Origin of the sequence: Salarchaeum sp. III (assembly GCF_036418315.1) — an archaeon.
GTDB lineage: Archaea > Halobacteriota > Halobacteria > Halobacteriales > Halobacteriaceae > Salarchaeum.
In genome coordinates this window covers 40,688-57,810 of sequence record NZ_JAZHPG010000017.1, presented here as the reverse complement: position 1 = coordinate 57,810, position 17,123 = coordinate 40,688, and the positions used below count along the sequence as shown (strand labels likewise).

22 protein-coding genes and 1 pseudogene are annotated in these 17,123 nt (G+C 68.0%); 9 read left to right on the top strand and 14 right to left on the bottom strand.

Going from position 1 to position 17,123, the window contains the following annotated elements:
* Window positions 1-27 precede the first annotated feature (27 nt).
* Both U3A55_RS02825 and U3A55_RS02820 read left to right on the top strand, forming a co-directional pair.
* On the top strand, window positions 28-354 hold the full coding sequence (locus U3A55_RS02825; RefSeq protein ID WP_330990009.1) for a DUF7126 family protein: 327 nt from the start codon (window positions 28-30) through the stop codon (window positions 352-354).
* Window positions 355-378: 24 nt separating this feature from the next.
* Window positions 379-690 carry a cupin domain-containing protein gene (locus U3A55_RS02820; RefSeq protein ID WP_330990008.1) on the top strand — a complete coding sequence of 104 codons (312 nt, stop codon included), beginning with the start codon at window positions 379-381 and terminating at the stop codon, window positions 688-690.
* Here the strand turns inward: U3A55_RS02820 and U3A55_RS02815 are convergent.
* The 3 genes and pseudogenes from U3A55_RS02815 to U3A55_RS02805 all read right to left on the bottom strand — a co-directional run bounded on the left by U3A55_RS02815 (window position 687) and on the right by U3A55_RS02805 (window position 2,321).
* Window positions 687-893 (bottom strand): hypothetical protein, encoded by a 207-nt coding sequence (locus U3A55_RS02815; RefSeq protein ID WP_330990007.1) that lies wholly within the window; start codon window positions 891-893, stop codon window positions 687-689. The genes U3A55_RS02820 and U3A55_RS02815 overlap by 4 nt on opposite strands.
* A gap of 23 nt (window positions 894-916) precedes the next feature.
* A pseudogene (locus U3A55_RS02810) lies at window positions 917-1,695 on the bottom strand (5-formyltetrahydrofolate cyclo-ligase).
* Window positions 1,692-2,321: a MogA/MoaB family molybdenum cofactor biosynthesis protein gene (locus U3A55_RS02805; protein ID WP_330990006.1), complete on the bottom strand. Its 630-nt coding sequence runs from the start codon at window positions 2,319-2,321 to the stop codon at window positions 1,692-1,694. Before U3A55_RS02805 ends, U3A55_RS02810 begins: the two are co-directional and overlap by 4 nt.
* 72 nt (window positions 2,322-2,393) lie before the next feature.
* Here U3A55_RS02805 and U3A55_RS02800 point away from each other — a divergent pair, with 72 nt between their 5' ends.
* Both U3A55_RS02800 and U3A55_RS02795 read left to right on the top strand, forming a co-directional pair.
* On the top strand, window positions 2,394-3,434 hold the full coding sequence (locus U3A55_RS02800) for a zinc-binding dehydrogenase (RefSeq protein WP_330990005.1): 1,041 nt from the start codon (window positions 2,394-2,396) through the stop codon (window positions 3,432-3,434).
* On the top strand, window positions 3,434-3,664 hold the full coding sequence (locus tag U3A55_RS02795; RefSeq protein ID WP_330990004.1) for a hypothetical protein: 231 nt from the start codon (window positions 3,434-3,436) through the stop codon (window positions 3,662-3,664). The genes U3A55_RS02800 and U3A55_RS02795 overlap by 1 nt, the downstream gene beginning before the upstream one ends.
* Before the next feature lie 13 nt (window positions 3,665-3,677).
* Here U3A55_RS02795 and U3A55_RS02790 read toward each other — a convergent pair whose 3' ends face one another.
* Genes U3A55_RS02790 through U3A55_RS02775 form a run of 4 tightly spaced genes read right to left on the bottom strand, consistent with a single transcriptional unit; the run spans window position 3,678 to window position 5,876 of the window.
* Window positions 3,678-4,370 carry an SDR family NAD(P)-dependent oxidoreductase gene (locus tag U3A55_RS02790; RefSeq protein ID WP_330990003.1) on the bottom strand — a complete coding sequence of 231 codons (693 nt, stop codon included), beginning with the start codon at window positions 4,368-4,370 and terminating at the stop codon, window positions 3,678-3,680.
* A 27-nt stretch (window positions 4,371-4,397) separates the two neighbouring features.
* Entirely contained in the window at window positions 4,398-4,811 is a 414-nt protein-coding gene (locus tag U3A55_RS02785) for a desampylase (protein ID WP_330990002.1), read from the bottom strand.
* Between the two features lie 31 nt (window positions 4,812-4,842).
* The gene (idi, locus tag U3A55_RS02780; RefSeq protein ID WP_330990001.1) at window positions 4,843-5,421 is read right to left on the bottom strand and encodes an isopentenyl-diphosphate Delta-isomerase; all 579 of its coding nucleotides are present in this window, start codon (window positions 5,419-5,421) and stop codon (window positions 4,843-4,845) included.
* Between the two features lie 41 nt (window positions 5,422-5,462).
* Window positions 5,463-5,876, bottom strand: coding sequence for an Lrp/AsnC family transcriptional regulator (locus U3A55_RS02775; protein ID WP_330990000.1), 414 nt, complete (start codon window positions 5,874-5,876; stop codon window positions 5,463-5,465).
* 97 nt (window positions 5,877-5,973) lie between these two features.
* On the opposite strand from U3A55_RS02775, the gene carA reads away from it, so the two are divergent.
* Window positions 5,974-7,032: a glutamine-hydrolyzing carbamoyl-phosphate synthase small subunit gene (gene carA, locus U3A55_RS02770; RefSeq protein WP_330989999.1), complete on the top strand. Its 1,059-nt coding sequence runs from the start codon at window positions 5,974-5,976 to the stop codon at window positions 7,030-7,032.
* Window positions 7,033-7,068: 36 nt separating this feature from the next.
* Window positions 7,069-7,344, top strand: coding sequence for a hypothetical protein (locus U3A55_RS02765; protein WP_330989998.1), 276 nt, complete (start codon window positions 7,069-7,071; stop codon window positions 7,342-7,344).
* Window positions 7,345-7,373: 29 nt separating this feature from the next.
* On the opposite strand, the gene carB is transcribed toward U3A55_RS02765, so the two are convergent.
* Window positions 7,374-10,661: a carbamoyl-phosphate synthase large subunit gene (gene carB / locus U3A55_RS02760; protein WP_442978256.1), complete on the bottom strand. Its 3,288-nt coding sequence runs from the start codon at window positions 10,659-10,661 to the stop codon at window positions 7,374-7,376.
* A gap of 141 nt (window positions 10,662-10,802) precedes the next feature.
* Window positions 10,803-11,354 (bottom strand): DUF5815 family protein, encoded by a 552-nt coding sequence (locus U3A55_RS02755; protein WP_330989996.1) that lies wholly within the window; start codon window positions 11,352-11,354, stop codon window positions 10,803-10,805.
* An 89-nt stretch (window positions 11,355-11,443) separates the two neighbouring features.
* Between U3A55_RS02755 and U3A55_RS02750 the strand changes: the two genes are divergently transcribed.
* Window positions 11,444-12,340, top strand: a complete 897-nt coding sequence (locus U3A55_RS02750; RefSeq protein ID WP_330989995.1) for an ABC transporter ATP-binding protein — start codon at window positions 11,444-11,446, stop codon at window positions 12,338-12,340.
* The gene (locus tag U3A55_RS02745) at window positions 12,333-13,118 is read left to right on the top strand and encodes an ABC transporter permease subunit (protein ID WP_330989994.1); all 786 of its coding nucleotides are present in this window, start codon (window positions 12,333-12,335) and stop codon (window positions 13,116-13,118) included. Before U3A55_RS02750 ends, U3A55_RS02745 begins: the two co-directional genes overlap by 8 nt.
* On the opposite strand, the gene U3A55_RS02740 is transcribed toward U3A55_RS02745, so the two are convergent.
* From U3A55_RS02740 to U3A55_RS02730, 3 genes are all read right to left on the bottom strand, one after another.
* On the bottom strand, window positions 13,115-13,531 hold the full coding sequence (locus tag U3A55_RS02740) for a DUF7124 domain-containing protein (RefSeq protein WP_330990057.1): 417 nt from the start codon (window positions 13,529-13,531) through the stop codon (window positions 13,115-13,117). The two genes, U3A55_RS02745 and U3A55_RS02740, sit on opposite strands and share 4 nt — an antisense overlap.
* 46 nt (window positions 13,532-13,577) lie before the next feature.
* Window positions 13,578-13,784, bottom strand: coding sequence for a hypothetical protein (locus tag U3A55_RS02735; protein ID WP_330989993.1), 207 nt, complete (start codon window positions 13,782-13,784; stop codon window positions 13,578-13,580).
* Between the two features lie 128 nt (window positions 13,785-13,912).
* Window positions 13,913-15,151, bottom strand: coding sequence for an NAD(P)/FAD-dependent oxidoreductase (locus U3A55_RS02730; RefSeq protein ID WP_330989992.1), 1,239 nt, complete (start codon window positions 15,149-15,151; stop codon window positions 13,913-13,915).
* 129 nt (window positions 15,152-15,280) lie between these two features.
* Here U3A55_RS02730 and U3A55_RS02725 point away from each other — a divergent pair, with 129 nt between their 5' ends.
* Window positions 15,281-15,829: a DUF6149 family protein gene (locus tag U3A55_RS02725; protein ID WP_330989991.1), complete on the top strand. Its 549-nt coding sequence runs from the start codon at window positions 15,281-15,283 to the stop codon at window positions 15,827-15,829.
* Here U3A55_RS02725 and U3A55_RS02720 read toward each other — a convergent pair.
* Window positions 15,826-16,488 (bottom strand): MBL fold metallo-hydrolase, encoded by a 663-nt coding sequence (locus tag U3A55_RS02720; RefSeq protein ID WP_330989990.1) that lies wholly within the window; start codon window positions 16,486-16,488, stop codon window positions 15,826-15,828. The genes U3A55_RS02725 and U3A55_RS02720 overlap by 4 nt on opposite strands.
* Window positions 16,489-16,529: 41 nt before the next feature.
* A complete protein-coding gene (locus U3A55_RS02715) occupies window positions 16,530-17,105 on the bottom strand; it encodes a TetR/AcrR family transcriptional regulator (protein WP_330989989.1) in 576 nt (191 codons plus the stop codon).
* Between the last annotated feature and the right edge of the window lie 18 nt (window positions 17,106-17,123).

Here is a 17,123-nt window from a genome sequence, read left to right as displayed (position 1 = left end):
TTATCTGCCGGGCGCGGACTCCCGGGCATGAAGGCAATTCTCGTTGGCCCCGACCGCGGACTCGGCGACGCGCTCTCCGAGCGGGGCGTTTCGGTCGAACGCATCGACCTCGGGAGCGCCGCGGAACTGGAGTCCGCCGGCGTCGCTGACGCCGACATACTGGCGCTCACGGACGTGGGGGAGGCGACCGCGGTGTCGGTCGCGCTCGAACTGAACGACCGCCTGAAGACGGTCGTGTACTCGCCGGACACGATTCCGGAGTTCGTCCGCGGACAGCTCGACCTCGCGCTCGACACCGAACTGCTCGACGCCGACCTCGTCGCCGAGGAACTCGTCGCGGGCGTCGAAGCCTAAGTACCTCCGCGCCCACGCGCCGGTATGGACGTCCACGACCTCGACTTCGCGCCCGAGGCGGGAGAGGTAGTGACTGCGGAGCTGTACTACGCCAAGGACGCCCTCGTGAAGGCGTTCGCGCTGGGACCGGGCGGCGAACTCAGCCCGCACGAACACCCCGGGCAGACGAACGCGTTCCACGTCGTCGAAGGAAGCCTCGTCGTCGTGCAGGGCGACGAGGAACAGACGGTGGACGCGCCCGGCGTCGTCGTCCACGAACCCGGCGTCCCGCACGGCGCGCGCAACGAGAGCGACGCCATCGCGGTGTTCACGGCGACGATGGCGCCGATGGGTTAGAGCCTGACCGCCGTCGGTCGGCCCTCACCGGGTTCGTCCACGGCCGCGGCGTACGGACTGACGTGCTCCCAGCAGACGAACTTCCGCACCCGCTCGGGTTCGTAGAGGAAGAAGTCGGCGTCGCTCGAACACATCGCACAGGCTGGCGTCGTCTCGCGCTCCTCCAGGAGTCCGGCGAGCACGGACTCGGCCTCCCGCGGCATACCTCGACGTTCGCCGCCTCGACCTATAAAGTCTCGTCCGGCCGCAGGCGCTCCAACACCGGAATCTCGGCGATTCGCGCCTCGCTTAGCGCGTCCCAGTCCACGCCGTCCGGCCGCGCGTAGGGCGTCTCCGTCTCAACGGTGCGCTCGGGCGTGACGACGAGGTCCATCGGCACGTCGTGGTCGTCCGGCGTCGCGTCCTCGACGATCTGGAGTTCGTGCACCGTCGTCGCGACCGTCGTCGTGTCGTCAACGAGAGTTAGGTCGCGCAGAATCGCGTATTCGAGGTCGCTGTACCCCTCGCCCTTCCCGATTCGCGCGCCGTCCTCGGTGACGGCGACGGCGCCGGAGACGACGAGGTCGACGTGCGGGACGGCGTCCGGCCCGACCTGGGTGGCGTAGTCGTCCACGTTCACGAGAGCGAAGGCTCTCGTGAGCCAGCCAGAACGCGGGGCGTTCTGGTGACGTTCGAGAGCGCGGGCGCGCTGTCGTAGTTCTCGGGGTCGATGGTTTCGGGGTCGAGTTCGAGGAAGCACTTCTCATCCCTGAGGCGGGGGACGGCCATGTAGACGGTTTTGCCGTCGCGGAGCGCGCGCCGCCGGACGGGGAGTTGGGGCGCGTCCGGGTTCGCCTTCACCACGTCCGCCGACCGCCAGGCGTCCGTGTCGGCGAGGCGGTCGGCGGCGGTCTCCGCGCCTGCGAAGTTCGGGATGCGGCCGTGCGGCGGGAACGGGAAGCGCGCGACACCCGCCTCGTCGAGGGCGTCCCAGACGCGCTCGCGAATCGCCTGTTTGTCGGTCACTCCTCGTCCTCCGCGTGCTGTGAGAGGCCCGCGAGATGGGGTGCCTCGGGGACGATAATGTCCTCCGCGCCAAGGGCGGCGGCGTTCTCGCTTCCGGGGAGGCAGAAAACGGGGACGCCGTCCGCGATACCGGCGAGCGCGCGCGTGCCGACGACGCGCGTGCCGATGTCGTCGTAGGAGAGTCGGCGGAAGAGTTCGCCGAACCCGGGGAGGCGTTTTTCGAGGAGCGGCCGCACCGCCTCGACGGTCCGGTCGTCCGGCGTGACGCCCGTGCCGCCCGTGGTGACGACCACGTTCACGTCCCCGCGACCGACGAGTCGGTTCACGATGGCCTGCACGCGGTCGTAGTCGTCTCCCACCAGCTCGCGCGTGACGACCTCGTGGCCCTCGGTCTCGAACGCCGCCGCGATGGCGTCCCCGCTCGGGTCGTCGTCCAGACTCCGGGAGGACGACACCGTCACCACGCCGACGCCGAGCGAGTCGATGTCGGCGTCGTGGTGGTGGCCGTGGTCGTGCTCGCCGTGGTCGTGACTCTCGTCCTCCTGCTCGCCGTCGGCGTCCGCCGGCTCCGGGTCATCCGCGTCGTCGGTGTCGCGGCGGGTGTCGCGGGACTGGAAGTCGACCATACGGGCCGTGGGAGCGGGGGCGGCATAATTCGTGCCATAGAGTTTTGTCACGATAGTTCGAACAGGCCGGGTGTGAAAGCAGTTCAGTTCGCGGAGCACGGCGGCAGGGACGTTATCGAGTACGGCGAGTTCCCGGACCCCGAGGCCGGCCGGGGCGAGGTCGTGGTGGACGTGAAGGCGGGCGCGCTGAACCACCTCGACATCTGGACGCGCAAAGGGATGCCCGGATTGGACCTCGATATGCCGCACATCCCGGGGAGCGACTGCGCGGGCGTCGTCGCCGACATCGGTGAGGGCGTGACGCGCGTCTCCGAGGGCGACCGCGTCGCGCTGCTCTCGGGCGTGAGTTGCGGGGAGTGCGAGTTCTGTCGGGACGGCGAGCACTCGCTGTGTTCCTCGTTCCACATCATCGGCGAGCACGTCCGCGGCGTCCACTCCGAGCAGACCGTCGTCCCGGAGGAGAACCTCGTTCCCGTGCCGGAGCACGTGGACTGGGAGACGGCGGCGGCCGCGCCGCTCGTGTTCCAGACGGCGTGGCGGATGCTGCTCACGCGCGGCGAGGTCAGTCCGGGCGAGAAAGTGCTCGTGCTCGGCGCGAGCGGCGGTGTCGGACACGCGGCCGTGCAGGTCGCGAAGCACGCGGGCGCGGAGGTGTACGCGACCGCCTCGTCCGAGGAGAAACTCGAGTACGCCGAGGAGATCGGCGCGGACCACACCATCGACTACGAGGCGAACGACTTCGCGAGCCGGATTCGAGAGCTGACGGGAAAGCGCGGCGTCGACGTGGTGGTAGACCACGTCGGGGCGGCGACGTGGCAGGACAGCCTGAAGTCCCTCGCGAAGGGCGGCCGGGTCGTCACCTGTGGCGCGACCACGGGCGGCCGGCCGGAGACGGACATCAATCGCATCTTCTGGAATCAGCTCAAGGTCATCGGGTCGACGATGGCGACGCTCGGGGAGGCGGACGACGCGCTCCAGCACGTCTGGGACGGCACGTTCGAGCCGCGCATCCGCGAGGTGCTGCCGATGAGCGAGACGGCGCGCGCGCACGAACTGCTGGAGAACCGCGAAGGCTTTGGGAAGGTGGTGGTAAAACCCGATAGCGAATACTGATGGCGCACGAACCACAGGAGGCACAGGCCGAACAACCGCTCACGGACCGGCAGTCGTGGGCGATTATCGCGGTGCTCGTGTTCTCCCTGCTCGTCGTACCGGTCGGAGTACTGCTCGTCGGGACGCTCAGGCCGCTCGGGCTACCGTGGATGGACACGCTCGTCGCGCTCCCGATGGTTCCCGCGGTGCTGTTCGCGCTCGTGGGCGTCTGGACGGCGGTGCGGCGGTAGCGGCGACGCCGGACTACCAGTCGATTCGTTCCTTGTCCCGCCAGAACGCGCCAGACGGACTCTCGGGTTCGAAGGACGCGAGCCAGACGGGCGTCTCCGCGCCCGTCTCGACGGGGCGGTCCGCGTCCTCGCCGCCCATGTCCGTGCGGACGTAGCCGGGGCAGACGGAGTTCGCGATGAGGCCGTTCTCGTTGTACTCGCCGTGGAGATATGCGGTGAGGCCGTTCAGTCCCGTCTTCGAGATTCGGTAGGCGGGACTGGAGCCGTCCATGTCGGTGAGCGCGCCCATGCCGGAGGAGACGTTGACGACGCGACCGCCCTCGTTCTGGATGAGGAGCGGGACGGCGTGCTTGCAGAGCACCATCGGCCCGCGGAGGTTCACCGCGAGCGTGCGGTCGATTTCGGTGGTCGGCTCCGCGACGATGTCGTTCCCGAACTCGCCGACGCCCGCGTTGTTCACGAGGATGTCGAGGCGGCCGACCTCGGAGTAGATGCCGTCGACGGCGGCCTCGATGTCGCCCTCCTGGGTCACGTCGAGGAGGACGCGTTCGGTGTTCTCCGGCGTCTCGTTCTGCGAACTCCGGGAGCCGGCGTAGACGGTTGCGCCACGCTCGGCGAGCTGGCGGGCGATTTCCGCGCCGAGCCCGCGGTTCGCGCCGGTGACGAGCGCGACTTGTCCCGAGAGGTCGTCGTAGGTGTCGACCATACCGGAACAGCGGCGGGCGCGCACTACTCAGTTTTGGACTGCGACCGTCTCGCGCTCGAACTCGCTGCCCGTCCACGTCCACGCGCCGAGGAAGGGCGGGCGCCCGGCGAGCGAGACGAGGAGGTAGCGGTAGCCCGGCCACGCCGCTTCGTCGCGGTCCCGGTCGCTCATCGAGGGGGGGCCGGCGGGGTGCGAGTGGTAGAACCCGACGACCTCGCGGTCGTGGTCGGCCGCCGTCTCGAAGACCCGGAGCTGTTCGGTCGGGTCCATCTCGTAGGTCACGTGGGGCGCGTCGGCGACGTTCCGCGCCCGGTGGACGACCGACGCGGTGGCTGTGTCGCCGTCGAGAGCGCCGACGAGGATGCCGCAGGCCTCGCGGGGGGCGTCCTCGCGGGCGTGGGCGAGCACGTCGTCGTAGACGCCGCCGGCGAGGACGAGCATGGGTTCGATAGGGCCGCTATCGGGAAAAAGCCTACTCGAAGTCGCGGCGCATCGCGATTTCGAACCACGGGCAGAGGTCGAGCTGACGGTAGTGCCGGGGGTTCTCGTGGAGGTCCTCGTAGTCAGCCCAGAGCACGCCGCCGACCTCGTCGGGGTCGGGGTCGACGCTGGTGTCGGTGAGGGTCGCCTGGAGAACGGCGCAGACCTCCCACTCGACGCCGTCGTTCATGTAGTAGCGCTTGTACTCGAATCTGTCCGTGACTTCGAGGTCGTCGTACTGGTCGGGCGAAATCCCCAGTTCTTCTTCGAGGCGTTCACGGGTGGCTTCCTTCTGAGACTGGCCTTCGACGGGGTGGCTGGCGACGGTGCCGTCCCAGCAGGTGTCCCAGAGGCGTTTGCGGGCGGCGCGCTGCGCGAGGAGAATTCGTCCCTGCTCGTCGAAGAGGAGGCAGGTGAAGGCGCGGTGACGGATGCCGTCGCCGGTGTGGGCGTCGAGTCGGTTCGCGAGGCCGGTGCGTTCGTCGTCGGGCGTGACCGTGACGACGTCCTGTTCCGCGTTCTCGACTTCCTCGGGCGTGCGTACGTCCGCTCCCGTCTCCGTGTCGCTCATACAGGTGGGAGGGAGGGGGACGGGAATAGCCCTTCGGATGTTCAGCCGAGTTTCTCGTCCAGAATCAGTCGCGTCTTGGTCTCTACAACCTCGTCCTGTTCGCGGGCTTTCGTGATGAGTTCGTTCACGCGCGTGGTGTCCGCGGCGTCGACGACGAGGACGATGTCGAGTTCGCCGGAGACCTGCCAGACGAAGTCGACTTCGTCCCAGTCAGTCATGCGGTCGCCGACGGAGTGCGTGTCCACGTCCACCGCGACCGACACTTCGATCATCGCCTTCACGTTCCCGGTGCGGGTGGAGACGGTGAATCGCTCGATGACGCCGTCGTCGCGGAGGCGGTCGACGCGGTTCCGGACGGTGCCCTCGCTCACGTCGAGCGTGCTCGCTATCTCCGTGTAGGGCGTGCGGGCGTCCCGTCGGAGGATGTCGAGTATCTCCCGGTCGAGGTCGTCCATACCGAGGGAACTCCCCCCGCCCACAATAGCGTTGCGAATTTCGTAACTCAGTTACGAAGGTAAGGACTAAGTGCCGTTAGTTCGTTTGAATCTCGTAATGCCGGACGCATACCTCGCGCTCGAAACGGGGGACGTCGTTTCAGCCCGCGCCCGCTCACCGGGCCGCGCGCAGGGTGAACTCGTGTTCACCACCGCGTACACGGGCTACGAGGAGTCCCTGACCGACCCCTCCTACGAGGAACAGGTGCTCACGTTCGCCTATCCCCTCATCGGGAACTACGGCGTCCGAACCGAGCGGTTCGAGTCCGACCGCGTCCACCCGAGTGCCGTCGTCGCGCGCGAACTCACCGACGACGTGGCCGACTGGCTCACCGAGGAGGGCGTGCCCGCCGTCGACCACGTCGACACCCGCGACCTCGTGCTCGACATCCGCGAGGGCGGCGCGATGAAGGTCGGTATCGCCGCCGGCCCGGACGCCAGCCCCGAGGCCGCGAAGGAAGAGCTCGCCGACTGCCCCGGAATGTCCGACATCACGGACATCGGCGCGCAGGTCAGCGTCACCGAACCCGAACACCACCCGGGAAGCGGGCCGACCGTCGCGCTCGTCGACTGCGGCGCGAAGGGCTCCATCGTGGACTCGCTCACCGCGCGGAACGCCGAGGTCCACGTCCTCCCCTACGACACCACGCCCACGGCGGTCCGCGACATCGACCCCGACATCGTATTCGTCTCGAACGGCCCCGGCGACCCCGAGAACTTCGAGGCCGCCGAACACCTCGTCGACACGCTCGTCGGCGAGTACCCGTTCGCGGGCATCTGTCTCGGCCAGCAGGTCGTCGCGAACGCGCTCGGCGGCAGCACGGAGAAGATGGCGTTCGGGCACCGCGGCGTGAACCAGCCCGTGCGCGACCTCCGGACGGACAAGGTCGTGATGACGACGCAGAACCACGGCTACACCGTCGCCGAACCCGGCGACCTCGACGTGACCCAGGTGAACGTGAACGACGACACGCCGGAAGGCCTCGAATCCGACGAGCTGGACGTCATCACGCGCCAGTACCACCCCGAAGCGAACCCCGGCCCCCACGATTCGCTCGCGTTCTTCGACGACGTGCTCGACCTCGCGGAGTCCCGCACGCCCGTCAGCGCGGACTGACCAAACCTTCTTTTCGCGCGATTTCGTAGCGGACGTATGAGTCCGACAGCCGTCGGTTCCGGAAACACGCTCACGTACACGGAGGTTCACGCCGCCATCGTCGGCGTCGCCGTCGGCGCGGTCGCCGCGTACGTCGAACAGCACGGGTTTCCGGGAGTCGGCGTCGCGCTCGCCGCCCTGTTCGTGGGGCTGGCGCTCGGCGTCGACATCGGCGGCCGGACGGCCGCGGGCGCCCGCACGCTCCGCCGCGAACCCTGGTACGGTCTCGGCGCATTCGTACTCGCCGGAGCGCTCACACTCGCAATAGCCTGACCGGCGACGAGGAAGGAGAACGCGGGGTGTTAGTTCGCGCCCCAGTCGGTGTGGGTGATGGGGCGGTCGCTGACGGGGAGGACATCGAGGTCGTCGTCGCGGTGCGCGAGCGCCTCCACGGCGGCCGCGGCGGACGCGACGGTGGAGAAGTAGGGGACGTCCTCGCGGACGGCGGTGCGGAGGTCGTCGGGGTCGTCCGTGACGAGCAGGTCGATTTCGCCCGTGCGGAGCGCCTCCGTCACGTCCTCGAACGCGGCGACCTCGTAGTACTCCGCGAAGCCGTCCACGTCGAGGTCGACCACGGCCGTCGCGCCGGGGTCGGGGAGCGTGTTCCCGGCGGCGGACTGGGCTTTCTCGTAGGCCTTCCCGAACGTCCGTGCCGTGCCCATCACTTCGCCCGTGCTCTTCATCTCGGGGCCGAGCCGGGGGTCGCTGCCCTCGAGGCGGTCGAACGGAAGCACGACCTCCTTCACGCTGTACTGTTCGGGCACGCCCTCGTCGACACCGAGGTCGTCGAGAGTCTGGCCCGCCATCACCTTCGCCGCGAGTTTCGCGATGGGGACGCCCGTGGCCTTCGAGACGAACGGCACGGTACGCGAGGAGCGCGGGTTCGCCTCCAGAACGTACACCTCGCTCACGGTTTCACCGTTCGCGCGTTCCGAGGAGCGGGGCTCCTCGCGCACCGCAAGCTGGACGTTCAGCAGGCCGACGGTGTCGAGGGCGTCCGCGATGTCCTCCGTGACTTCGCGGACGCGGGCGAGCGTGTCGTCGTCGAGGCTGCGCGGCGGAATCACGCAGGAGGAGTCGCCGGAGTGCACGCCGGCTTCCTCGACGTGTTCCATCACGCCGCCGATGAGCACGTCGTCGCCGTCAGCGACTGCGTCAACGTCGAGTTCGACGGCGTCCGCGAGGAACTCGTCCACGAGAATCGGTTTCTCGGGGCTGACGCGGACGGCTTCCTCGATGTACGTTTCGAGTTCGTCGTCGTCGTACACGACTTCCATCGCGCGCCCGCCGAGCACGTACGAGGGGCGGACGAGCACCGGGTAGCCGATGTCGTGCGCGAGGTCGAGCGCCTCCGCCTTCGACGTGGCGCTCCCGCCGGTCGGCTGGCTGATTCCGTACTCGTCCATCAGCGCGTTGAACCGGTCGCGGTCCTCGGCGAGGTCCATCGCGTCGACGCTCGTTCCGACGATGTCGGCGTTCAGGCCGCGGCGGTCGATTTCGTCCTGAAGGGGGTCGGCGATGTTGACGGAGGTCTGTCCGCCGAACTGTACCATCACGCCGTCCGCGTCCGTCGCCTCCACCACGTCCGCGACCTCCTCCGCGGTGATGGGTTCGAAGAACAGTCCGTCGCTCGTGTCGTAGTCCGTGGAGACGGTTTCGGGGTTGTTGTTCACGACGTGCGCGTCGATGCCCTCCTCGCGGAGCGCGCGCACCGCGTGGACGGAGCAGTAGTCGAACTCGACGCCCTGCCCGATGCGGATAGGGCCGCCGCCGACGACCACGACGCTGCGCTCGTCGTCGTCCACGACGAGTTCGCCCGCGGCCGCGTCGCCCTCGAAGGGACCGCTGAACCACTCGGGTTTGCGCGACGAGTAGTAGTAGGGCGTCTGCGCCGCGAACTCTCCAGCGCACGTGTCGACCTGCTTGTAGGTGCGGCCGGGCACGTCCTGCTCGACGCTGTCGATGCTCGCGCCCGCGCCGTCCGTCACGGCGTCCTCGTCCTGCTCGGCGGGGAGCCAGGATTCGTTCGCGTCCGCGAACTCACCGCCCGCGAGCGACGCTATCTCGTGGTTCGTGAACCCGGCGGTCGCGGCGCTCGTGAAGTCGCCGTTCTGCGCGTCCGCGGCGGCGTCCGCGACGTTCGCGTAGCGCTCCACGTACCACTCCGCGATGTCGGTCAGTTCGACGACCTCCTCGACCGTGTACCCCCGGTCGAACGCCTCGAACATCGCGTACGGCCGGTCGGGCGTCGCGCGTTCGAGGTAGTCGACTTCGAGTTCGTCGTCGGAGAGCGTCTCCCAGTCCACGGCGGGGTCGTACTCGCTGCTCCGGAGCGCCTTGAGCAGGGATTCCTCGAACGTCCGGCCGATGGACATCGCCTCGCCCGTACTCTTCATCGCGGTGCCGAGTTCGAAGTCCACCTCGGGGAACTTGTCCTTGGGCCACCGCGGCACCTTCGTCACCACGTAATCGATCGCCGGTTCGAACGCGGCGGTGGTCTGTCCCGTGATTTCGTTCGTTATCTCGTGGAGGCGCTTCCCGAGCGCGACCTTCGCGGTGACGCGTGCGATGGGATACCCGGTCGCCTTCGACGCGAGCGCCGACGAGCGGGAGACGCGCGGGTTCACCTCGACGACTCTGTACTCGCCGCCGGGCGTGCCGTCGTCGTGCCACGCGAACTGGATGTTACAGCCGCCCTCGATACCGAGGTCGCGGATGACTTCGAGGGCCGCGTCCCGCATCTCCTGGTGGCCCTCGTCCGGGATGACCTGACTGGGCGTCACGACCGTGGATTCCCCCGTGTGGATGCCCATCGGGTCGATGTTCTCCATGTTGCAGATGATGATGCAGGAGTCGCCGGCGTCCCGCATCACCTCGTACTCCAGTTCCACCCAGCCCGAGATGGACTCCGTGATGAGGACCTCGGAGTTCCGGGAGAGCCGGAGGCCGCTGCGCACGCGCTGCTTGAGTTCCTCCATCTCGTGGACGACCCCGGACCCGCTCCCGCCGAGCGTGTACGTGGTGCGGGAGATGACGGGGAGACCGCCGACCTGGTCGACCGCGTCCTCCACGCGGTCCGCGATGTCGTCCTCGCTCAACGCCTGGAGGGACTCGCCCTCGTCGAGGCTGATGGTCGTGGACTTCGGCACGGGCTGGTCGAGGTCGTGCATCCGCTGGCGGAAGAGGTCGCGGTCCTCCGTCGCGTAGATGGTGTCGAGCGGCGTGCCCATCACGTCCACGTCGTACTCGTCAAGCACGCCCTCCTCCGCGAGTTCCGCGGTGACGTTCAACCCAGTCTGTCCGCCCAATCCGGCGATGACGCCGTTGGGGTTCTCCTCCGCGATGACTTCCGCGATGGCCTCCGTCGTGATGGGTTCGATGTAGACGGCGTCCGCCATCTCGGGGTCGGTCATGATGGTCGCGGGGTTCGAGTTCACGAGGACGACTCGGGCTCCCTCCTCCTGGAGGGCGCGGCACGCCTGCGCGCCGGAGTAGTCGAACTCAGCCGCCTGTCCGATCTGTATCGGGCCGCTCCCGATGAGGAGCACGGTCCGGTCGTCACTCATACTACCCGAATCCAGTTCGGTCATCGTAATAAGTCCGACGAAAAACTACGCGGCTCGAAATTGAATTACGAAAATCGAAACAAGGGGGCGGGCGCGGCCAGTCCGCCGGGAGCGTCGCGAACGCACCGCTACGCGACCGCTGGCGACGGCGAAAAAGCCCGCGCGTCAGGCCTCCCAGTCGCGTTCCTTCCTATACTCCTCGACGAACGCGCCCACGTCGAACTCGGTCATCGCGTCCTCGAACTCGCCCTGCGCGCCCGGGTTCTCGGCGTGGCTCACGGCGTGGTCCATCAGCTCCACGACGAGTTCGACGACGTACTCGTGGAGCGTGCGGGAATCGAAGTCGAACACCCAGAGCAACGCGTACCCGACCTCGCCCTCGCCGCTCGCGTCGTACGTCGCCACCTCCTCGGGCACGTCCTCCATCACCGCGCCCATCAGGTGGGGGGTACCGAACTCCTCGAACGCGTCGTCCTCCGCGGGTTCGACCGCGGATTCGAGGATGTCCACGATGGACTCCGGGAGAAAGCGCCCGGGCGGATGCATGTCCATCACGACCGCGTGCGACTCGCCGCAGTCGCAGTCGTACTCGCGCATCCCGAGGTCGAACGCCGTCGTCTCCACGCGCTCCCCGCAGGGGAGTTCGACCACGCCGTCGCTCGCACCGCCACCGCCCCCATCGCCGCCGTCGTCGTCCGGTACGCGGGGTTCAGCCATACAGGAGTGTGACGCGCGAACGCGGGTAAGCCCTCCGCATACCATCGCGGGGGACAACCTTCATCCGGGCGTGCGGTGTCGTGCCGCCCATGGCCGCCATCGAGATAGACGGGCTGACGAAGCGGTACGGCGACCTCGCCGCCGTCTCCGACCTTTCGCTCGCCATCGAGTCCGGGGAGGTGTTCGGGTACCTCGGGCCGAACGGCGCGGGGAAAACGACGACCATCCGCACTCTGCTCGGCCTGCAGTCCCCGACGGCGGGCACGGTGTCCGTGCTCGGCCGCGACATGGCCGTCGAGTCCCAGCGCCTCGACGCCCTGGAGCGAATCGGCTACCTGCCGTCGAACCCGCGGTTCGACGAACAGGCGACGGGCCGGGAGGTGCTCGACCTCCACAAGTCCGTCAAGGGCGGGGAGCGCAGGGCGGAACTGCTCGACCTGTTCACGCCGCCGGTGGAGCGCGAGATACGCGAGTACTCGACGGGGAACGTCCAGAAACTCGGGCTCGTGCAGGCGTTCATGCACGACCCGGACGTGGTCGTGATGGACGAACCCACGTCGGGTCTCGACCCCCTGCTCCAGGAGCGGTTCAACGAGTTCGTTCGGGACGAGCGCGAGCGCGGGACGACGATGCTGTTCTCGAGTCACGTCCTCAGCGAGGTCAGGCGGGTGTGCGACCGCGTGGGCGTGCTCCGCGGGGGCGAACTCGTCACCGTGGAGGACGTGCGCGACCTGCTCGACCGGAGCGGGAAGCACGTCCGGGTGCGGGTGGCCGGCGACCCGCCCGAGGGCGCGTTCGACGTGGCGGGCGTCTCGGACGTGTCGCGGTGGCGTGACGGCGACGAGACCGCGTTCTCGTTCACGTTCGCGGGCGACGTGAACGACCTCGTGGACGCGTTCGACGCCTACGACCTGCGGGAACTCGACGTGGAGGAAGCGCCACTGGAGGACGTGTTCCTGGCGTTCTACGGTGATAGCGATGCTTGAGCTCGCGCGGTACGGCGCGCGAAAGCGGTTCCGGGGCGCGCTCGCGCTCTCCGTCGGCCTGTCCGCGTTCAGCGCGCTGTACGCGGCGTTCTACCCGTCGTTCGCCGGCGGGTTCGACATCGAGGAGTACGTGGACGCGCTGCCGCCCGTGTTCGTGGAGGCGTTCGGCCTGCAGGCGTTCGGCACCATCGAGGGCTTCCTCGCGACCGAACTCTACCACTTCGCGTGGGTGATACTGCTCGGCGTCTACCTCGCGTACAGCGCCGCCGGCACCGTCGCGGGCGACGTGGAGTCCGAACGCATGGACCTCCTGCTCTCCCTTCCCGTCTCCCGGGGTCGCGTCGTCGTCGAGAAGTACCTCGCGGTCGTGCCGGGCATTCTGCTCGTGAACGCCGTCGTCGCCGCCGTCACCTGGGTTTCGACGCGCGCCATCGGATATCCCGTCGCCGCCACCGACCTGCTCGCCGTCCACCTGCTCTCGCTTCCCTACCTCCTGTGCTGTGCGGCGATAGGGCTCGCGTTCAGCGTCGCCGCCGACCGAGCGAGCGTCGCTCAGCGCGCCGCGATGGCGACCGTGTTCGGCCTGTTCCTCCTCGAAACCGTCGTGACGACGACGGACTACGCGTGGCTCGGCGCGATTGCGCCGATGCGGTACTTCGACCCGACCGCGATACTCGTCGAGAACACGTACGACCTCCCCGCCGCCGCAATCCTGCTCGCCGCCACCCTCGTGCTGGTCGCGGCGAGCGTTCAGTACTTCCGCCGGCGCGACGTCTAGGGCCAGTCGTCGCGCTGTTCGTCGTTCTCGAACGCGTCGTCGTCCTCCGTCTCGTCCGCGAGCTCCCAGCCCGCGGCGTCCGCGGCGTCCTCCACGTGCAGGAACTCCCAGCCGACCTCGCCCGCGAGCGCCTCGTCCTCGTCGCTCGTCCCGACGAACACGTGACGCTCCGTGTCGAACTGCTGTTTCACGGAGTCGAGGCTCTCCTCCTTGCCCTTCGGGCCGCTGAAGAAGTCCTGTCGGATGCGGCGCTTGCGCGTGAAGTTCGTGACGACGTACGTCGGTTCGTCGCTCACGACGCCGACGTACTCCGTCCACTGCCGGGCGTCCGCGAACGCCGTCCCGGGCTTCGCGAGTGCCTGGAGCGCGGACAGTTCGAACGCGAGCGTCATGTCCCCGCTACCGCCGCTCATGCTCATGGCGAAGAAGTGGGGGGAGAGCGGGGAAAACGCCTTCGTTTCACTCCGCGACGGAGATGCGGTAGTAGCCGGTGTACTTCACGATTTCGCCGTCCTCCAGCGCGGTCGAGGAGTCGAGTGTGACCGGGTCGCCGTCGACCGCACCGGGGAGGGCGTGCTGTGCGTCGGAGTCGAGTTCGTCGAAGTCGCGGACGCGGGCGTCCTGGGGAACGGCGTCCGCGCGTTCGAGTCGCACTGTCGGGTTCATCTTGGTACACCAGCCACCGCAGGCTATGCTAGTGTATAACACACAAGCGTATAAGGATTGCTGTAGTCGCAAGATACGGCTAGAGACTCGAAGGAAACGGACGGAACAAGCGTGGAAACGGGGCGGGGTTAGAAGTCGAGGTCGTCGAGGTCGAAGTTCTCCTCGAGGAGGACGTCCTGCTGGTCTGCGACCTGCGCTTCCTCCCGGATGAGCTGCTTGTACTTCGACTGCGGCGCGAGGTTACCGATGAGGACGCCGCCGATGAGCTTCCCGTCCTTGAACGTGAGGCGGCGCCACTCCTGGTCGTCGTACGTGCGCTCGCACTCGTCGTCACCCGTCGTCGGGAAGCCGAAGGAGAGGAAGGGGAAGTCGAAGTGCGTGATGGAGTACGAGGACACCCAGCGGAACTCCTCGACATCTTCTTCGACGTCGTCGGCGGCCATCGCCTTCGCCGCGACCGACCCCTGCTGTTTCGCGGAGCCCCACGAGCCGTTCTGCGCGTGCTCCTCGAGAACGACATCGTAGAACTCCGTGATGTCGCCCGCGGCGTACACGTCCTCGACGCCGGTGCGCATGTACTCGTCGACGAGGATGCCGGTCTCGATGTCGAACCCGGCGTCCTGGATGAATTCCACGTTGAAGTCCAATCCGATGGCGACGCCCGCGAACTCGGAGTCGTAGCGCTCGCCGTTCGAGTCGATGGTTTCGACGACGTTCCCGTCGTCGTCCGTGACGAACTCGCTCGCGCCCGAGTCGAAGACGGGCGTGACGCCCTTCTCGTCGAGCGCTTCGTGGATGATGTCCGCGCCGTCCTCGCTGAGTGCGTACCGCCACCAGCGGTCGCCCCGCATCAGGTAGTGCGCGTCCACGCCCTGCGCGGCGCAGATGGCGGCGAGGTCGATTCCGAGGAGGCCCGCGCCGACGATGACGCCCGAGTCAGCCTCCTCGGCGTCCTCCCGGATGCGGCGGGCGTCCTGGAACGTCCAGAAGTGGTGGACGCCGTCCGCGTCACTCCCCGGAACCGGAAGCTGAGCGGGCGTACCGCCGGTTGCGACGAGGAGTTTGTCGTACTCTAGCGTCTCGCTCTCGTGCGTGTACACCTCGTGAGCGTCCGTGTCGAGGCCCGTGACGAGCGTGTTCAACTCCAGATCGATGTCGCGCTCGTCGTACCAGTCCTCGTCGTGGATGGAAATCGGTGCCTCCGGGAGCTTCCCCTTCGCGAACTCCTTGATGAGAATGCGATTGTAGAGGGGTTCGCCCTCGTCCGTGACGACGGTGATGTCGGCGTCCGGATTCTCCTCGCGGAGTGTCTCGGCGGCGGAACTCCCCGAAATCCCGTCCCCGATTATCACGTACGACTCGGTCATACCGAGAGTGTCGTATTCGGGGTTAAAGTGGGTTGCTATCCGCCTACGGTGCCGGCACGGGTTGCCGGGGACGGGCGCGCGCACCCGGTAACCCCGCGATTTAGGTGGACGCGACCCCACTACGAGAACATGAAGATAGCGCAGAACGTCCGGCATTTCGCGACGAAGCAGGCGCTCACGCTCCCCGTCGTCTCGGAGCGGATGCACGACTGGCTCGTCGACCTCCACGTCGACGTGTTTCTGGAGAAGGCGGACGACGACCGTACCGAGGAGCGCCGCGCGCACCTGGAGGCGTTCTTCGACGCAACTATCGACATGTACCTCGTCGCGCTCCAGGAGGGGTACGCGGAGGCCGAGGCCCGCGAAATCACGCACGTCGTCGGGTCGTTCGACTTCTACGCGCACGGCTGGACGGAGATGATGGAGTTCCCCGCGGACGAGGTCGAGGAACACTACGAGCGCTACGAGTCCTTCTTCGCCGACCACGATATCACGGTCGAGAACCCGCTCGGCGAGTTCGCGCCCGCGGACGGCCTGCCGGACGCGCCCGCGACCCCGGAGAAACTGGACGACGGCGAGTTCGCGAACGCGGAGGCGGGGTACGCCGACGACGTGTACGTGAAAACGGCGGACGGGGACGTGAAGAAGGGCGACCGGACGGACGAAATCGACGCTTAGGCGAGCCTGCGGAGCGCGTCCCGGCCGCCCTCCAGGAGGGGCGTGCCGTGGCCGATGCAGGCGATGTCGAAGTCGGGGGCGCGGTCGGCGAGGTCGCGAATGGACGCGCGCACGTCGTCCGTGTCGTGGCTGAGGTACCACGGACTCGGTTCGAGTTCGCCGCCGGATTCCCGGACGAGGTCGCCGAGGAACGCGACGCCCAGTTGTTCGCTGACGTACGCGACGTGACCGGGTGTGTGGCCGGGCGTATGGTAGGCGGTGAAACTCCCGATAGTGTCGCCGTCCCGGACGGGTTCGACGCGCGCGGACGGCGGCGCGGTGAGGAGGCCGGTGAGCCGCTGGAACGCGCCCTTCCGGTCGAACACGCTCGGTTTCTCGCGACCCGCGACGAGGTCGGTCTCGCGTTCGCCCGCGTAGACGGTGGCGTCGAGGCCCTTGAGTCGTGGGAGGCCGCCGACGTGGTCGAGGTCGTAGTGCGTGAGGAGGACGCGCTCGACCTCGCTCACGGCGTGCCCGGCGTCCGCGACGGCGGTCGCGATGTCGTCGGCGTGCCACGGCATTCCCGCGTCGACGAGCGTGAGCGCGTCGTCCGCGACGAGGTAGGCGTTCGTCCCGGAGAGGTCGATGTGCCAGACGCCGTCCGCGAGTTCGCGCACCATATCGGTGGTGGGGGCGCGAGGAGGAAGAGTGTTCGCGCCGCCTAGTCGACGCGGAGGTCGCTGATGACGTGGTCGTCGAGTGCGTCCCGGACGATTTCGCGGGTGTCGTCGCCGAGCGTGACGTGCTGGGAGCGCGCGCCGTCGACGGTGGCGCGGATGAGGCGCGCGGTGCGCTCGGGGTCGACGTCGTGGAAGACGCCCTGTTCGATGCCGTCCTCGATGGTGTCGGCGAGGACGCCGCGGAGGAACTCCTCGTTCGCCGCGAGCTGGTCGCGGTACGCGGGTTCGTGCGGGGCTTGCGCGCGGAGTTCGAGGAACGCGCGGCCGAAGTCGGTCTGGTCGCTGTCGTCCTGGCCGAAGAGGAGACGGTCGACGATGAGGTCGAGGCGTTCTGCGGGGTCGTCGGCGTCGAGGGAGTCGAGGTCCTCCTCGAATCGCTCGGTGAACGTGCCGAGGAAGGACGTGATGAGGTCCTGTTTGGTGTCGTAGTGGTAGTGCAGGAGGGACTTGCTGACGCCGGCCTCGTCGGCGATGGCCTGCATGGTGAGGTCGGCGAAGCCGTGGTTGCAGAGCGCATGGTAGGTCGCCCGCAGTATCTCCTCCTTCGTCTCGCTCATTGACTGACCAGTTAGTCA